At 60.9% G+C, this 14,819-nt stretch carries 17 protein-coding genes and 1 tRNA gene; 5 read left to right on the forward strand and 13 right to left on the reverse strand.

What is annotated here, in order from left to right; all coding sequences use genetic code 11:
- The first annotated feature begins 53 nt into the window (after nucleotides 1–53).
- The 4 genes from ACM6IM_RS13775 (at nucleotide 54) to ACM6IM_RS13790 (ending at nucleotide 2,291) form a co-directional block, all read left to right on the forward strand.
- The gene (locus ACM6IM_RS13775; protein WP_414865406.1) at nucleotides 54–740 is read left to right on the forward strand and encodes a spermidine synthase; all 687 of its coding nucleotides are present in this window, start codon (nucleotides 54–56) and stop codon (nucleotides 738–740) included.
- Between the two features lie 48 nt (nucleotides 741–788).
- The gene (locus tag ACM6IM_RS13780) at nucleotides 789–1,160 is read left to right on the forward strand and encodes a YajD family HNH nuclease (protein WP_007944009.1); all 372 of its coding nucleotides are present in this window, start codon (nucleotides 789–791) and stop codon (nucleotides 1,158–1,160) included.
- A gap of 194 nt (nucleotides 1,161–1,354) precedes the next feature.
- Nucleotides 1,355–1,825: an RNA methyltransferase gene (locus ACM6IM_RS13785; protein ID WP_095171660.1), complete on the forward strand. Its 471-nt coding sequence runs from the start codon at nucleotides 1,355–1,357 to the stop codon at nucleotides 1,823–1,825.
- 88 nt (nucleotides 1,826–1,913) lie between these two features.
- Nucleotides 1,914–2,291 (forward strand): DUF2892 domain-containing protein, encoded by a 378-nt coding sequence (locus tag ACM6IM_RS13790; RefSeq protein ID WP_414865407.1) that lies wholly within the window; start codon nucleotides 1,914–1,916, stop codon nucleotides 2,289–2,291.
- An 87-nt stretch (nucleotides 2,292–2,378) separates the two neighbouring features.
- Here the strand turns inward: ACM6IM_RS13790 and ACM6IM_RS13795 are convergent, their stop codons facing one another.
- A complete protein-coding gene (locus ACM6IM_RS13795) occupies nucleotides 2,379–3,608 on the reverse strand; it encodes a hypothetical protein (protein ID WP_414865408.1) in 1,230 nt (409 codons plus the stop codon).
- Between the two features lie 18 nt (nucleotides 3,609–3,626).
- Entirely contained in the window at nucleotides 3,627–4,076 is a 450-nt protein-coding gene (locus ACM6IM_RS13800; RefSeq protein WP_192302264.1) for a YcgN family cysteine cluster protein, read from the reverse strand.
- Nucleotides 4,077–4,349: 273 nt separating this feature from the next.
- Here ACM6IM_RS13800 and ACM6IM_RS13805 point away from each other — a divergent pair, with 273 nt between their 5' ends.
- The gene (locus tag ACM6IM_RS13805) at nucleotides 4,350–4,943 is read left to right on the forward strand and encodes a nitroreductase family protein (RefSeq protein ID WP_192302265.1); all 594 of its coding nucleotides are present in this window, start codon (nucleotides 4,350–4,352) and stop codon (nucleotides 4,941–4,943) included.
- A 126-nt stretch (nucleotides 4,944–5,069) separates the two neighbouring features.
- On the opposite strand, the gene ACM6IM_RS13810 is transcribed toward ACM6IM_RS13805, so the two are convergent.
- From ACM6IM_RS13810 to ACM6IM_RS13860, 11 genes are all read right to left on the reverse strand, one after another.
- On the reverse strand, nucleotides 5,070–6,002 hold the full coding sequence (locus ACM6IM_RS13810) for a D-2-hydroxyacid dehydrogenase (RefSeq protein ID WP_414865409.1): 933 nt from the start codon (nucleotides 6,000–6,002) through the stop codon (nucleotides 5,070–5,072).
- A gap of 119 nt (nucleotides 6,003–6,121) precedes the next feature.
- A complete protein-coding gene (locus tag ACM6IM_RS13815) occupies nucleotides 6,122–6,415 on the reverse strand; it encodes a YcgL domain-containing protein (protein WP_015093929.1) in 294 nt (97 codons plus the stop codon).
- Complete coding sequence (gene rnd / locus ACM6IM_RS13820) at nucleotides 6,412–7,545, reverse strand: ribonuclease D (RefSeq protein ID WP_192302267.1); 1,134 nt, start codon at nucleotides 7,543–7,545, stop codon at nucleotides 6,412–6,414. The genes ACM6IM_RS13815 and rnd overlap by 4 nt, the downstream gene beginning before the upstream one ends.
- A gap of 123 nt (nucleotides 7,546–7,668) precedes the next feature.
- Nucleotides 7,669–8,328 (reverse strand): class I SAM-dependent methyltransferase, encoded by a 660-nt coding sequence (locus ACM6IM_RS13825; RefSeq protein ID WP_414865410.1) that lies wholly within the window; start codon nucleotides 8,326–8,328, stop codon nucleotides 7,669–7,671.
- A 75-nt stretch (nucleotides 8,329–8,403) separates the two neighbouring features.
- The gene (locus tag ACM6IM_RS13830) at nucleotides 8,404–10,053 is read right to left on the reverse strand and encodes a phosphoethanolamine transferase (RefSeq protein ID WP_414865411.1); all 1,650 of its coding nucleotides are present in this window, start codon (nucleotides 10,051–10,053) and stop codon (nucleotides 8,404–8,406) included.
- A 168-nt stretch (nucleotides 10,054–10,221) separates the two neighbouring features.
- Nucleotides 10,222–11,604 carry a glutamine synthetase family protein gene (locus ACM6IM_RS13835; protein WP_414865412.1) on the reverse strand — a complete coding sequence of 461 codons (1,383 nt, stop codon included), beginning with the start codon at nucleotides 11,602–11,604 and terminating at the stop codon, nucleotides 10,222–10,224.
- Between the two features lie 363 nt (nucleotides 11,605–11,967).
- On the reverse strand, nucleotides 11,968–12,333 hold the full coding sequence (locus ACM6IM_RS13840; protein ID WP_201196120.1) for a 5-carboxymethyl-2-hydroxymuconate Delta-isomerase: 366 nt from the start codon (nucleotides 12,331–12,333) through the stop codon (nucleotides 11,968–11,970).
- 58 nt (nucleotides 12,334–12,391) lie between these two features.
- Complete coding sequence (locus ACM6IM_RS13845) at nucleotides 12,392–13,318, reverse strand: LysR family transcriptional regulator (protein WP_192302274.1); 927 nt, start codon at nucleotides 13,316–13,318, stop codon at nucleotides 12,392–12,394.
- A 126-nt stretch (nucleotides 13,319–13,444) separates the two neighbouring features.
- Nucleotides 13,445–13,636, reverse strand: coding sequence for a YegP family protein (locus ACM6IM_RS13850; protein WP_192302275.1), 192 nt, complete (start codon nucleotides 13,634–13,636; stop codon nucleotides 13,445–13,447).
- A gap of 285 nt (nucleotides 13,637–13,921) precedes the next feature.
- Nucleotides 13,922–14,557 (reverse strand): hypothetical protein, encoded by a 636-nt coding sequence (locus ACM6IM_RS13855; protein ID WP_414865413.1) that lies wholly within the window; start codon nucleotides 14,555–14,557, stop codon nucleotides 13,922–13,924.
- A gap of 151 nt (nucleotides 14,558–14,708) precedes the next feature.
- Nucleotides 14,709–14,798 (reverse strand) — tRNA-Ser (locus ACM6IM_RS13860).
- Nucleotides 14,799–14,819: the final 21 nt, after the last annotated feature.

Here is a 14,819-nt window from a genome sequence, read left to right on the forward strand (position 1 = left end):
CCCAACGGCGCGCCTTTGCCTTCCCCTTTGCCCAATCTTCTCAAGAGATCCCCATGAAACGTTTCGTCCTGCTCGACACCGCCCCAATCCCTGGCAACGGCGGTGCCCTGTGCCTGTTCGAATACGGCGAGGATTTTGTCATCAAGATCCAGGGCGGTGATGGCGGCCAGCTGATGAACACGCGCATGCACGGTTCCGAAGATGCCCTGGCCGAGATCCCCTGCCGCAAGGTTGCCGGGCGTCCGAACTCGCGGGTGCTGATCGGAGGCCTGGGCTTGGGCTTCACCCTCGCTTCGGCCCTGAAGCATCTGGGCAAGGGCGCCGAGGTGGTGGTCGCCGAACTGGTGCCCGGCGTGGTCGAGTGGAATCGCGGGCCGCTGGGCGAAAAAGCCGGCAAACCGTTGCAGGATCCACGTACAGTGATCCGCATGGAAGACGTGGCCAAGGTGCTGCAAGCCGAACCGCAGGGGTTCGACGCAATCATGCTCGACGTCGACAACGGGCCCGAAGGCCTTACCCAGCGCGCCAACAGTTGGCTCTACTCGGCCGGCGGCCTGAGTGCCTGCGCCAAGGCCTTGCGGCCAAAAGGCGTGCTGGCCGTCTGGTCGGCCAGCGCCGACCGGCAGTTTTCCGACAAACTGAAGAAGGCCGGATTCAAGGCCGAAGAAGTCCAGGTCTTCGCCCACGGCAACAAAGGCACCCGCCACACCATCTGGATTGCCGAGAAGCTCAAGGGCTGAGCTAAACTGCGAGCCTAACCGTCATCAGTCTTTTACAAAGGTGAACCCATGAGTTCGTCCACCCCCACCAACACGTCGAAGCTGGACCGCATCCTCGCCGACAACCAGCGCGACAAGGAAATGGGTTATCGCGACAAGGCCCTGAAGATGTACCCGCACGTGTGCGGCCGCTGCGCCCGTGAATTTTCCGGCAAGCGCCTGAGCGAACTGACCGTGCACCACCGCGACCACAACCACGACAACAACCCGCAGGACGGCTCGAACTGGGAGCTGTTGTGCCTGTACTGCCACGACAACGAACACTCGCGCTACACCGACCAGCAGTATTTCGGCGAAGGCTCGCTGAGCACGCCGAAGATCGCCAAGGCCACGCACAACCCCTTTGCGGCGTTGGCCGGGTTGATGAAGAAGGAAGACTGAGGCTGTTTTTTCGGGGCCGTTACTGGCCCCATCGCGAGCCGGCTCGCTCCCACACTGGCTCCGTTACACCCATGCCCCCTGTGGGAGCGAGCCTGCTCGCGATGACGCCGGCACAGACAGCAAAAAAACATCAGACCCGCCGCCCTGCCCCATTCCCCGTATAATCGCCGTTTTTTCCCGAAGGCACCCCGCTCGTGGCAGACAAACGGTACAGCTGCATTGGTTTGTATAACCCCAAATCACCGGAAAACGTCGGCTCGGTCATGCGCGCCGCCGGCTGCTATGGCGTGGCGTCCGTGTTCTACACCGGCAAGCGTTATGAACGCGCCGCCGATTTCGTCACCGACACCAAGCGCGTGCACTACGACATCCCGCTGATCGGCATCGACGACCTGAAAAAGATCTTGCCGCTGGGCTGCGTCCCGGTCGCCGTGGAGCTGGTCGAGGGTGCCCGCTCGTTGCCCGAATACACCCATCCGGATCGCGCGCTGTATATCTTTGGCCCGGAAGACGGCTCGCTGGACAAGGAGATTCGGGACTGGTGCGAAGACGTGGTCTACATCCCGACCACCGGCTGCATGAACCTCGCCGCCACGGTCAACGTTGTGCTCTACGACCGCATGGCCAAGGGCTTGAACACCCGCTCCGGGCCGAAATTTCGCTGAACCGCCCACATCCGATGGAACAAGCCGCCTGCCTCGGCAGTCAGCTTAAATATCCATCGAAGCAGTCATTTGCGCCAGGAGACAGATCATGAGCCAACTCAAACGCGTGGAGCGTATCGAAACCACTCCGTTCCAGAGCCCTTCCGAGCAGAACGTCCACGGCTGGGAACGCCTCGGCTCGCTGGCGGGCGGCGTGGTGATGGTCGGCAAGGGCCTGCGTCGCGGCGGTATTTTCGGCCTGATCCAGGTGGCCATCGGCGGCGTGGCACTGGCCCGGGGCATCACCGGCCACAGTTCGGCCAAAAGCCTGCTGGAAAAAAGCCGCCAGGACATGAACAACGTGCGAGCGAAGATCGAACGTGCCGGGGAAGAGTTGGGGCGATTGAAAGCGAATGCGGAAGCGGCGACCAACACGGCGACCGTGACCGGCAATGATTCGTTGAAGTCGCCTAAAGCCGGGGTTTGAGCCTGATTGCACGCTGGGGCTAATGGCTTCATCGCGAGCAGGCTCGCTCCCACAGGTGATGCGTCGTCCTTGCTCGCGATAGCAGTGTTACTGAAGCAACTCGGTATTGAGCACTCTGGATGACTCGCCGATCACGCTTTCGGCCAGTTGCACAAAGTCCCGGGTATTCACACTTTCCAACCGCATCGCCCCACGCATCACATCATCCAGCGAGCGCTTGTTGCGGGTTTTCAGGCGAATCTCGCGATCCAGCTCTTGCAGCAACAACACCGCCTTGGCCACCTGCGCCGGGCTGGCCTGGGCGTCACGCAAGGTGGTGACTTTCTGGCTGTCCTTGACCAGCTTGCCATGCAGGTTTTCATAACGCTCGTCACTCATCCCCCCGGCGCGCCGCACCAGCTCGATCGCGTAGTACTCGGCCAGCCCTTCGCTGATCCAGTCGCTGCGCTGCGTATCGTTGACGCGCCCGAACAGTTGGGCCAACTCCCGCACCAGCGCGCTGCTGCCGCTTTCGCTGACCAGCGGCAGACGCGTATTGAGGTAGATCGATTCCCGCGCCGCCAGGCTGCCGCGCCACATCGGGTCATTCGCCCCGACGATCAGCAGTTTGGCGGGATGTCGCGGGAACACCGCCTGCACCTGCGGCCAGACGAACGTCAGCAGTGTCAGCACGTCCATGCGGTGCATGCCCTGCCCCTTCGGCGAGGCCACGGTGACCTCGGTTTCCCCCAGACGGGTGCGACGACTGCCAAGGTGGCCGGCGAGCATCCAGCCCGTGGGCCGATCGAACAGGCGCGAGACGTTGTCGATGCGGAACTTGTTCTTGCCGATGCGCGGCCAGGCGGTTTCGACGCTTTTCCAGCCACTGGGCAACTCGAACTCAAGGCGTGACACCAACTCGATGCCATCCTGCTGATCGAGCCTGGCGGCGGGCACCAGATCGTCACCACGCATCAGCGCCCAGCCCGGCGTCATGCGCGTGTCGAAGCTGCCATTCTTGCGGCTGTGGCTGATGCGTACGCGATAGGTCAGGCTGGCCTTGTCCGCCGCCGGGCGCCAGATGCCGCGAGTCGGCTTGCCAGGGGTGAGCTGCCAATTGCCGTCGGCCTCGAAGTCGCTGTAACGATTGCCGTCACCGAGGTCGAAATCCAGGCTGCGCACCGCCGAGCCCTGGGCCAGGGTCAGGCGCACTTCAGCCTGATCGCTTTGCGGCAGCAGGCGCACGTGATAATCCAGATCGACTTTCTTCGCCGCCCACACCGACGAACTCAGGGCCACCAGCCCGACGGCCAGCGCCAGGCGCAATCCCACAGCCATACACACTCCTTGTTGAAACTAACCTGCGCGGAAAATCAGATGATCTTCCCAATCCTCTTCGGCCACGCTGCCTTCGGCGAGCATGCGCCCGGACTGAGAAATGCGTTCGTGGTGTACGGCGTCGCGATCACCGCACACCAGGTGATGCCAGAGCGGCAGGTCCTTGCCTTCACTGACCAGACGATAACCGCAGGTCGGCGGCAGCCACTTGAACTCATCGGCCTTGCCGGGCGTGAGTTGAATGCAGTCCGGCACGAATTCGCGACGGTTGGGGTAATCGCTGCACTGGCAGGTTTTCAGGTCCAGCAATTTACAGGCGATGCGCGTGTAATAAACGCTGTTGTCGTCCTCATCCTCGAGCTTTTGCAGGCAGCACAGCCCGCAACCGTCGCACAGCGATTCCCATTCCTCCTGATCGAGTTGATCGAGGGTTTTGCGTATCCAGAACGGTTCGACTTTGGCGGCCATGGCTCGAGCATCAACATCAGGTGGTGAAAAGGCCGCCAGTCTAGTGCCCGGCGCCCCGCCGGCCAAGCATTGGCGACTGCCGGTAGAACGGGACTTGTCAGTTAATGCGTCGCCAAGTAGCTTTGCCAGTCGCAAGGAGCCAGGCACTGCGTGCCATGAACGCCCGACCGCGTTGCATTCAGATGAAATGCCAGGCCCATGAAAAAACCCATCGCCCAGCCTACCTGTGCCCGCCGGTTTTAAATCGACTCTTTGACCGCAAGGAATTTCCGCATGAGTGCCAATCCACGCGTTGCCGATTATGCCATCCACCCGCAATTCACCGATCGCTGGTCGCCCCGTGCCTTCACCGGCGAAGCCATCCCCGAAGAAACCCTGCTGAGCTTCTTCGAAGCCGCACGCTGGGCGCCATCGGCCTACAACTCGCAGCCATGGCGCTTCCTGTATGCGCGTCGCGACACGCCAAACTGGGAGCGTTACCTGGGCCTGCTCAACGAATTCAACCGCAGTTGGGCACAACACGCCTCGGCGCTGGTGATCGTGATCTCCAAGACCACCTTCGTCGCGCCCGGCGCCACGGAAGAAACCCCGGCCTTGTGGCACACCTTCGACACCGGTTCGGCCTGGGGTCATCTGGCGTTGCAAGCGAGCCTCAGTGGCTGGCACACCCACGGCATGGCCGGTTTCGATCAGGAACTGACCCGCAAGGAGCTGAACATTCCTGAAGGTTACGCGCTGCACGCCGCCGTTGCGGTGGGCAAGCTCGGCGACAAGGCGACGCTGGCGGACTACCTGCAAGCGCGCGAAACGCCCAGCCCGCGTCGGCCGTTGAGTGAAACGGTTGCCGAAGGCGATTTCAGCCTCTGAGCCATAGCGCGATTTCCATTGTGGGAGCGAGCCAGCTCGCGATGAGGACCTGTCAGTCGACACTTTCATCGTCTGATACGCCGTTATCGCGAGCAGGCTCGCTCCCACAGTTTGATCAGGGTGGTGTCAATAACCTCGATCGAAATCCACTTCCCCGCGCAGTGCCTGGCCCGCGTGATACGCCCGCAGGTTCTCGACGAACAGTTGCACCATCATCGTCGGCGAAGTCGGCGCCGAGCTGTGCCCCGTCAGCAGCAAGCCCCAGGCCGTCCAGAACGGGTGGCGTTGCGGCAACGGCTCCTGACGGCAGACATCGATCACCGCCCCCGCCAGATGCCCTTCCTTCAAGGCTTCCACCAGGTCAGCATCGACCACCGCCACCCCGCGCCCGGCGTTGATGAACAGGCCCGTCGACTTGAATTGCCTGAACAGCGCGGCGTCGTACAGGTCATGGGTCGTCGGCGTGTTCGGCAGCAGGTTGATCACGTAATCCACTTCACCCACCAGGCGCGGCAAGTCTGCCAGCGTGGCCACTTCGGCAAACGGGGCCTGTACCCGGGCTTCGCTGGCGATGCCATACAACTCGACCCCGAACGGCAGCAGAAACTGCGCGACGGTCTGGCCAATATCGCCGGTGCCGACGATCAACACCTTGCGCCCCGCCAGGCTCTGGCCCTGACGGCTGTCCCATTTGCGCTCGACCTGGCTGACCAGGCGCGGCAGCACTTCACGTTCGTGGCCGAGCATGTAGGTCAGCACGTATTCGGCCATGACCTGACCGAAAATCCCCACCGCGCGCGTCAGGCGATAGTGCCGTGTCAGCCCGTCGGCCAGCAGTGGCGTGATACCGGCCCAGGTCGACTGCAGCCACTGAGGCTGGTGGCCCTGACGCAGCAGGGTGGCCAGCAGGTCCGGCTGGCCCAGCCAGATCGGGCAATCGGCGGCCTGACGGGCCAGTTCGGCGGAGTCACCGCTGGTGAGCACTTCCAGTTCAGGCGCGGCCTGGCGCAACAGTTGGGCGTATACAGCGTAGTCGTGTTCGGCAATCAGAACGCGCATGGTTCAAACCTTTCAAAAGCAGTGCAAACGGCCGCCGGGGAAGTCTCGCTCCCCGGCCTGGCCATCGCCAAAATCATTCCAGTATTTCACGCCGACTCTGAACAGAGCCTGTCTGCCGGTCAGACCGGGTCGTTGCGCCGCAACAATTCTTCCGGCAAGTGTTCGATGTACTCGTCTTCGGCCGGCGGCATCTGCAGGTGGTAGCCCTGCTTCTCAAGGTTTTCCAGGACCACCGCGATGTCTTCGCGCGACAGCTTGCGCTCGGGGCTCAGCACCAGATCGAACGCGTGGATGGCCTTGCCGAAGGCCGCCATCAGCGGTTCCGGCACACGCTCCAGGGCGTCACTCTTGAGCACATAGAGGTACATCTCGTTTCTCTTCGAACTGCGGTAGATCGAGCAAATACGTTTCAAGGCTGTTCTCCGGGGGTGGCCAGGCTGTCGAGCAAGGCCTGGCCCATCAATTCGCGGCGCCAGCCACGCAGCGAATCAGGCAATTGGTAGGGACCGTTGGGGAAGCCGCTCTTGAGCAGGGCTTCCAGGGTTTTCTTGCGCAGCATCAGTTCCGGCGCAATGTTCAGTCGCTCGGCTTCGGCCTGGCCGAGGGCGCGCAACTGCTTGATCAGCGCGGCGGCATCCACGGGCAGCGGCTCCGGCACGGCAGGCGGCCACTGATCGGGCGACACGCTGCCGGAGCGCTTGATCAGATCCAGCAGGAATTCGCCATCCTGGCGCACGGTGCGCGGGTGCATGTCTTCGATTTTACCCAGCGCCGCGAGGTTGTCCGGCTGCGTACGCGCCAGCGGCCACAGGGAATGTTCGCGGATGATGCGATTGCGCGGCAGGTCGCGGGCGCGGGCCTCGCGCTCGCGCCAGGCGCAGAGTTCGCGCAGCACGGCGAGCTGGGCCCGGGAAAGCTTCCAGGCCAGCTTGGCGTCGCGATAAACCTCATAGGGATCGATTTCGCGCCGCAGGTTGGCCACCAGCTCGGCGCCGTCTTCCAGGACCCAGGCGTATTTGTCGTCAGACAGCTTGGGACGCAGTTGTACGAAAACTTCTGCAAGGTGCAAGGCATCTTCAGCGGCGTAGCTGATCTGGGTGTCCGACAGCGGACGTTGCAGCCAGTCGGAACGAGTTTCGCCCTTGGGCAGTTCGATGCCCAGCACTTCCTGCACCAGGCGCGAGTAACCCATGGAAAAGCCGAGGTTCAGGTAGGCGGCGGCCAGTTGCGTGTCGAACAGCGGCGCCGGCAGGCTGCCGGTCAGGCGCAGCAGCACCTCGAGGTCTTCGCTGCAGGCATGGAGCACCTTGACCACGGCCGGGTTTTCCAGCAAGGCAGCCAGGGGTTGCCAGCGGTCGATGGTCAGCGGATCGATCAGGTAAGCGCGCACGCCGTCGCCAACCTGCAACAGGCCGGCAATCGGATAAAAGGTGTCGACCCGCATGAACTCGGTGTCGAGGGCAACGTAGGGCAGCTGCTGCCACTCGGCACAAAACCGGGCGAGGCTATCGTTGTCGCGAATCCAGTGAATATCGATGGCCACACGGCTCTCCCTTGAAGAATGGCGCGCAGTATATATCGCCCCCGGCGATTTCCGCGCATCCGCTAAACAAGAGCTTTAACGAAAAAACCTGCTTGAAGGCAAGAATTGTCTGATGGAGGGAGGTTACAAGGTCTTACGCAAGACGTAGACGCGCTTGCACACGCAACCGGGCAGGAAGTCCTGATGACTGAGCAGAGTGAAGCCGGCCTGCCTGAATTCGGCCTCCACTTCAGCCTTGTTGACCCACGGTCGGGCCCCAGAGCCCTGTGTCGATGGCCGGCGCTTCAAACGGGCATCAATCTGCACCGCCACAATCACCGTATCGCGACTGACCCGATGGAACTCCCGGAGGATGGCCAGACGATGCTCGGGACTGGCGATGTGTTGATACAGCTGCATGCAAAAAATGCAGTCCACCGCGTTCGCCGACAAGCCGAGGGTGAACGCCGACCCCTGAAAAGTCTTGATGCGTTTCAACACCTGTTGCGAGTGATGGATCGGCGCATGGTCGAGCATCTGCCGCGACGGATCGGACGCCAGAATCACCCGGTTCGCATGCTCTGCCAGCACCGGCCAGAAGCGCCCGGCCCCGCAGGCGACATCCAGTATCAATCCCGGTTCGCCCGCCACCTTGAGCGCATTGCGCACCAACTGCTCGTCGCGCCAGAACGCCAGGCGTCCGATGAAGCCACGGGGATGCGGCTGCAAGCAGACGCGGGCATGCTCCTCCTCGTGGCGCCGGGCGAACTCAAGCTCAATGGTGGAGGGGGACTGCGCGGACATGTGCAAAGGCTCTTGTAGGAATAGTCTGGCGGAACGCACGTTAACGGCCGGCAGGTGAAAAAAAGGTCGAAGCCCTTACTCCTTGGCCAACACACCGTCGATCACCGCACCGCGACAACCGGCAAACATATCCAGGTCCTGGTTGTAGACCTTGCTGCTGACCTCCAGCAAACCGAGCATCGAATGGAACAGGTTGTCCTGGCTCAACGGCTTTTCACGGCTCAGTTGCAGGCAATGGGTGTCCACCGAGAACGACTTCTGATAGCTGTCGGAAAACCAGGCGAGCATCGCGACATGCTTTTGCTGATCGGGCGCCATCATGTAAGGCGTGCCGTGGAGGAACAGGTTGTACTCGCCCAGGGACTCGCCGTGGTCCGACAGGTACAACATCGCGGTATCGACCTTGTCCTGGTTGCTGCGCAGCAGGTCGATCAGGGTCGACAGCACATGGTCGGTGTACACCAGCGTATTGTCGTAACCATTGACGATACTTTCGCGACTGCAATTGTTGAGGGCATTACTCTCGCAAACCGGAGTGAATCGCTCGTACTCCTTTGGATAGCGCTTGAAGTACTCGGGCCCGTGACTGCCCATCTGGTGCAGCACCAGCACGGTGTCCTTGTCCAGGTTATCGATGAAGTGCTGCAAACCCTGCAGGAGAATCTCATCCCGGCATTCGCTGTTGGCGCACAGTGCCGGGTCCTTCAAATTACTGACGTCCTCGAGGGTGACCCGATCGCACGTGCCTTTGCAGCCCGACTGGTTATCCCGCCAGATCACGTCGAGCCCTGCACGCTTGAGCACGTCCAGCAGCCCTTCTTCATTCTTTGCCTTGCTGGCGTTGTAGTCCTTGCGGCCCATGTTGGAAAACATGCAAGGCACCGAGACGGCGGTTTCCGTGCCGCAGGAATGCACATCGGTGAAGGCGATCAGGCCTGCTTCCTTGTCCAGTTGAGGGGTGGTGTCGCGGTGGTAGCCCAGCACGCCAAAGTTTTCGGCCCGGGCGCTTTCGCCCACGACCAACACGGTCAGGGATTTGCGGCCGTGGGCGTGCCACGCCGGATTTCTCTCGGCGTCTTCGCCAATCCTGACGAAGGGCTGCTGGGCTGAAGCGACTTGTTCGCTCAAGTAACTGAACGAGGCGCCCACGTAATTACTGGGGACCACCATCAAACGCAATTCATGATGATTGCGGAACAACGATGACAACCCCTGATAATTACCCAGTGCAACACCGCCAATCACCGCAACCGAGGCAACTCCCACCAACAACTTACTGATTAACTCGCGGTGCCAGCGACGATAATTAACGGGTGTCCTCCACAACAACCAGGACGGTAATATGCCGAGCAAAACAATATAGAGAAACAACTTGACCGAGAGTAAATCGCGCACTTCCGTGGCATTGGTCTGCGCGAAGTTACGCAACATTCCGGTGTCCATCAGCACACCGTATTGGCTCATGAAATACGCCACGCTGGCGCTGATCATGAAAATCAGGGTCAGCAACGGTTTCATGACGGGACGGAAAGCAAAAAGGGTCAGCACCATATTCAAGGCCGCCAGAATCATCAGTCCGAAAGCCACGCGCATGACGACACCCTTGGCGTCGGACGCGGTGATTTCAAACAGGTGCTGCCACAGTACCGAGTTGAACCCGATCAAAAGAAAGGCGCTGGCAATCAGTGTCACCCACTCCGGGCGCACGGCTTTGAACTTCAACATGATGATTGGCTGTTCCTGAAAAGAAATGCCGTCGACAAATGTGAAAATTTCATTTATCGCGACAGCACTAACTTTAGGCAGACAACCATCAATTTTTTGTGAAAAAGAAGCCAACGATTAGTTGGCTTAGCGTCTTCTACAACAACTTTAGTAGTATTTGAGAATGGTTCAGGCCTGATTCAGGTACCAACGCCAATCCTGTTCTCCGACCTCCCCCATGAACTGTCGATACTCGGCACGTTTGACGGCAAGGTAAACCCCAAGAAACTCCGCGCCAAGGGCTTCCCGCGCCCAACTTGAAGCTTCCAGTGCACGCAAGGTCGTGAGCCAGTCGGTGGGCAACAATCGCGTGGCCTGGGCGTAACCGTTGCCTTCCACGGGCGCACCCGGGTCCGACTGCTCGCGAATACCGCGATGGATGCCGGCCAGGATCGCCGCTGCGGCCAGGTACGGATTGGCGTCGGCGCCGCAGATGCGATGCTCGATGTGTCGCGAGAACGCCGGGCCGCCCGGGACGCGCAAACTCACGGTGCGGTTGTCGACGCCCCAGGTGGCGGCCAGGGGCGCGTAGCTATTGGTCTGGAACCGTCGGTAGGAGTTGGCATTCGGGCAGAACAGCAACAACGAATCGAGCAAGGTGCTGAGCATGCCGCCCACCGCGTGCCTGAGCAGCGGCGTACCGTCCGCGGCCTCGCTGGCAAACAGGTTGTGACCGTCGCGGTCGGCCAGGCTGACGTGCATGTGCATGCCGGTCCCGGCCAGATCATCGAAGGGTTTGGCCATGAAGCACGCCGTCATCCCGTGCTTGTGCGCCACGCCCTTGACCAGACGCTTGTAGCGCACGGCCTCGTCCATCGCCTGCAGGGCATCGGTGCGATGCTCGAGGGTGATTTCAACCTGCCCCGGGGCGTATTCAGAGATCGCCGTGCGTGCCGGAATGCCCTGGAGTTTGCAGGCATTGTACAAATCGGCCAGGAACGGCTCGATCTGCTCCAGTTCGCGCAGACCGTAGACCTGTGTGCCCCGAGGACGGCCACCATCGACATCCCGCGCCGGCTGCGGCCGGCCGTGGCTGTCGCGCTGCTGGTCCAGCAGGTAGAACTCCAGTTCCGCCGCCATCACCGGGTAATAACCGTCGGCTTGCAGGCCTTCGATCACCTTCGCCAACAAGTGCCGGGGGTCGGCGATCGTCGCCGGCATGCCCTGCGTCGGATGCATGCTGACCTGCACCGCCGCCGTCGGCATCAGACGCCACGGCATGCGCGTCAGGCTGCCGCTGAGCGGGTAGGCACGGCAATCGATATCACCGACCTCCCAGACCAGCCCGGAATTTTCCACGTCATCACCGTTGATGGTCAGGCCCAGGATCGTGCTGGGCAAGGGGCGCCCGCTTTCGTACACCGCCAGCAACTCATCGCGGTGCAGCAACTTGCCCCGGGGCACACCGTTGTTGTCGAGGATGAACAACTCGAACATCTCGATATCCGGGTTCTGTTGCAGAAAAGTCAGGGCTTCTTGCGGGGAGGCGAAGGATGTCGTGGCACAACTCATGGGAATTCTCTTGTTTCCGCGTCAGGCAAACGCGCAGGCGCTGCCGATTTGATCCGGGGGATAGCCCAGGACCTGTCAGGATCATTAACGGGAAAGGCAGGAATCCGGCGGGCGCGCGTGACGACAGTGCCACAACGCCCAGAAGGCAAGTTCAGAAGGGAGTGCGACCGGACAATCGTCCATAGAGTAGACCGCAGTGAACAGATGGCAGCAGCGTCACACGGCGGGATAAGTCGTTAAATCGGGATTTGAAGAACTTTGGTTGTGGTCTGGCTAAACATTCGACAGATGGGAGCAGCCTGCGCCACACCGTGAATCGTCACGCGATCCAGAACGCTGCGGCTGCTCGGCACCGGATGACACTCAGTTATTGATGGCGACCTTGCTGTAGGACTCGCGATCCATGTCGACAATTTCCACTGCCAACTGCACTTCCACACCGGCTGGCCACTGACACAGGTCCTGCAGCACCGCCAGCAGGCTTTCCGACAACTGCTTCTTGATCTGCGGCGAGCGGCCACTCAACAGCGCCAGGTTGACGTACACGAACGCACGCTCGTTCAAGGCGGTGCCGACCTTGAAGGTCTCGACCTTCACCGCGCGGGCCTTGATGTCGGATTCGGCAGCAAACTGACCGGAAGCCACCAGCGCATTGTTGAACCGCAGCAGCGCCACATCGGCATTCAGCTCAGGCAGGTTGGCGGTGTATTCCATGTGCAGGTGAGGCATGACGTGGTTCCTGAGGTAAAGGGGAAAGGTCGTACATATATCACAGAGTTGCCCTGCTCTACTGCGGCATCGGTGATTGGAAACGCTCACTCATGAATGCCTCCAGCCGCGAACGCAACCAACGCTCGGCAGGATCGGTATCGACATGGCTCAACCAGACCATGGACAGGTCCAGGGTCGGTGTCTTGAACGGAAAAGGTTCGACGAACAACTGGCCGGAGGCGGCCATCGCCGTGGCCGTGTAATCCGGCAGGCTGGCGATCAGGTCAGTCCCGGCGAGCAGGGCGGGCAACGAACTGTACTGCGGCACGGAAAGCACCACCTGACGCGTGCGACCGATCTCTGCCAGCCACTCGTCAGCGTAGCCGCTGACGTTGGCCGTGTGGGACACCAGCACATGAGGACGTGAGCAATACTCATCGAGGGTCAGTGGCGTGTCCGAGGCATCGGCGCGCAGGATGCTGGGCAGGATATGCCGCAACAGCTTGCGCTTGGCATTGGCCGGCAGGCCGCGGGTCTGACTGATGCCGACGGTAATGTCACCGGACGCCAGCAAGTCGGGAATCCGCCAGTAGTCGACATGCTGCACCACGAATACCACCTTTGGCGCCTCCTGGCGCAGGGCGCGCAACAGGGGCGGCAACAGGCCGAACTCGACATCGTCCGACAGGCCGATGCGAAAGGTCATGGTGCTGCTGGCGGGGTCGAAGTCGTGGGTCAGGCTCAAGGCCACCGACAGCGAGTCCAGGGCGGGCGACAGGTACTGGATCAACTCTTCGGCCCGGGCCGTGGGCTCCATGCGATGCCCGACCCGAATGAACAACGGGTCGTTGAACATCGTGCGCAGGCGATTGAGCGCCGAACTGATGGTCGGCTGCCCCAGGAATAACTTCTCCGCCACCCGGGTCACGTTGCGTTCATGCATCAAGGTTTCGAACACCACCATGAGGTTGATGTCGGCCTTGCGTAGTTCATTGCGATTCATCCACTGCCCCCGATCTCCTGTCTGCCGACAGTTTAGGTAGCGGGTGCAAGCGGCGTCTATGCGACTGAAGACGTTTTGCTGCCTGAAACGAAGCTGCTTCGATCGAGCAGCTTCGTCGAGACGTGTCTAGATTTCCTTCATCGGGGTCTGATCGTGGGTGCCCTTGATCAGGTTGATGGCGTGTACGCAATCGGCCTTGTTGACGTACGACTCGCCGCTGGCAATCGTCTCATGGTTCGCCGCCCTCAAGCGCCACCGCCATTGGCCCCTGCCAGTCTGGGGGATGCCTCGGGTCTGCCGGTAAATCTCGAAATACATTGTTCGCTCCTTGCGATGGTTGATACGCAGATCCGGGATCTGCGAAACCAGAGTAGATGAGGATTTCTGCCGGGACAGCCTTTCAGTGTCAGGGGATATTTCGACATACCGGTGCCGATTCGAGGTCCGCCCCATGGGTGATGGGGCGGGTAAACCGGATGACCTGAGGGGAGCATTTTTCTTCGGAACGGGCTGACGCTTCTGACGCGTGAGCACCGACTGATCCGACAAACAAACCGCAGTCGTCACGCGCAAGGGCGCACTGTTTGCGACGGCCAAGAGGCTTTAATCGAATTGCTTCACGAATTCCCGGGTTTGCGCGTCCAGACCCTTGTCGTTGCCGAACACGGTTTTTATCGTTTCGTCCGCCCCGAGGAGCAGTTCGCACTGCATGCCCAGGGCCAGCCTCTGATGATTCAACTCAAGCAAGGCTTGCTGATGTTCCTGCCGGGCAACTTGCAGACGCTGAAACGCTGCCTCTTTCAGCTCGGGTTTGGTCTGCAGGGGCCAGACGCGCTCGGCTTCGAGCACGCGGCGGTTGGTCAAACCGGCGCTCACATTGGCCATGCGCATCTTGGTGTAGGTGCGTATGACGGATAAGGCGCGAGACGAAAACGCTATCGCTGCGTTTTTTTGCTCTTCGGCACCCGCCCCATCCGCCGCCTGCATCTCCAGCAGGTCCGCAGCCAACGCCTTTTCCGCCCCCTCGCCGCGCACCAGGTAGCTGGAAAGGTCCAGGCCTGGCTCGTTTTCAAAGGCCAGCAAATGCCCGGAAACCAGTGAGGAGGCGTGATTCACGTAGTCCGCACCGTGCTGCCGAAACCCGCCATCCGCAACGGCGACCGCGGCAAAGATGAACAGCAAAAAGCCACCCATTGTCTTTTTCATGGATCCCTCCAAAACAGCCGGGAATGCTATCACGCTTCATCCGGCTGGCAGCAAAGCCTCCCCGGCCACTGGAACACCGCAAATGACACTCGGCGCTAGCTCAACGTTCGAAAAAAACCCAGGCCAAAACCACAGAAACGAAAAAGCCCCGTAACTTTTCAGCTACGGGGCTTTTTCAATGTAATGGCGGAGAGATAGGGATTCGAACCCTAGGTACCCGCGAAGGTACAACGGATTTCGAATCCGTCCCATTCGGCCACTCTGGCATCTCTCCAACGGCGCGCATCATAACAAC

It is taken from the genome of Pseudomonas sp. IT-P12 (assembly GCF_949767465.1).
Classification (GTDB): domain Bacteria; phylum Pseudomonadota; class Gammaproteobacteria; order Pseudomonadales; family Pseudomonadaceae; genus Aquipseudomonas.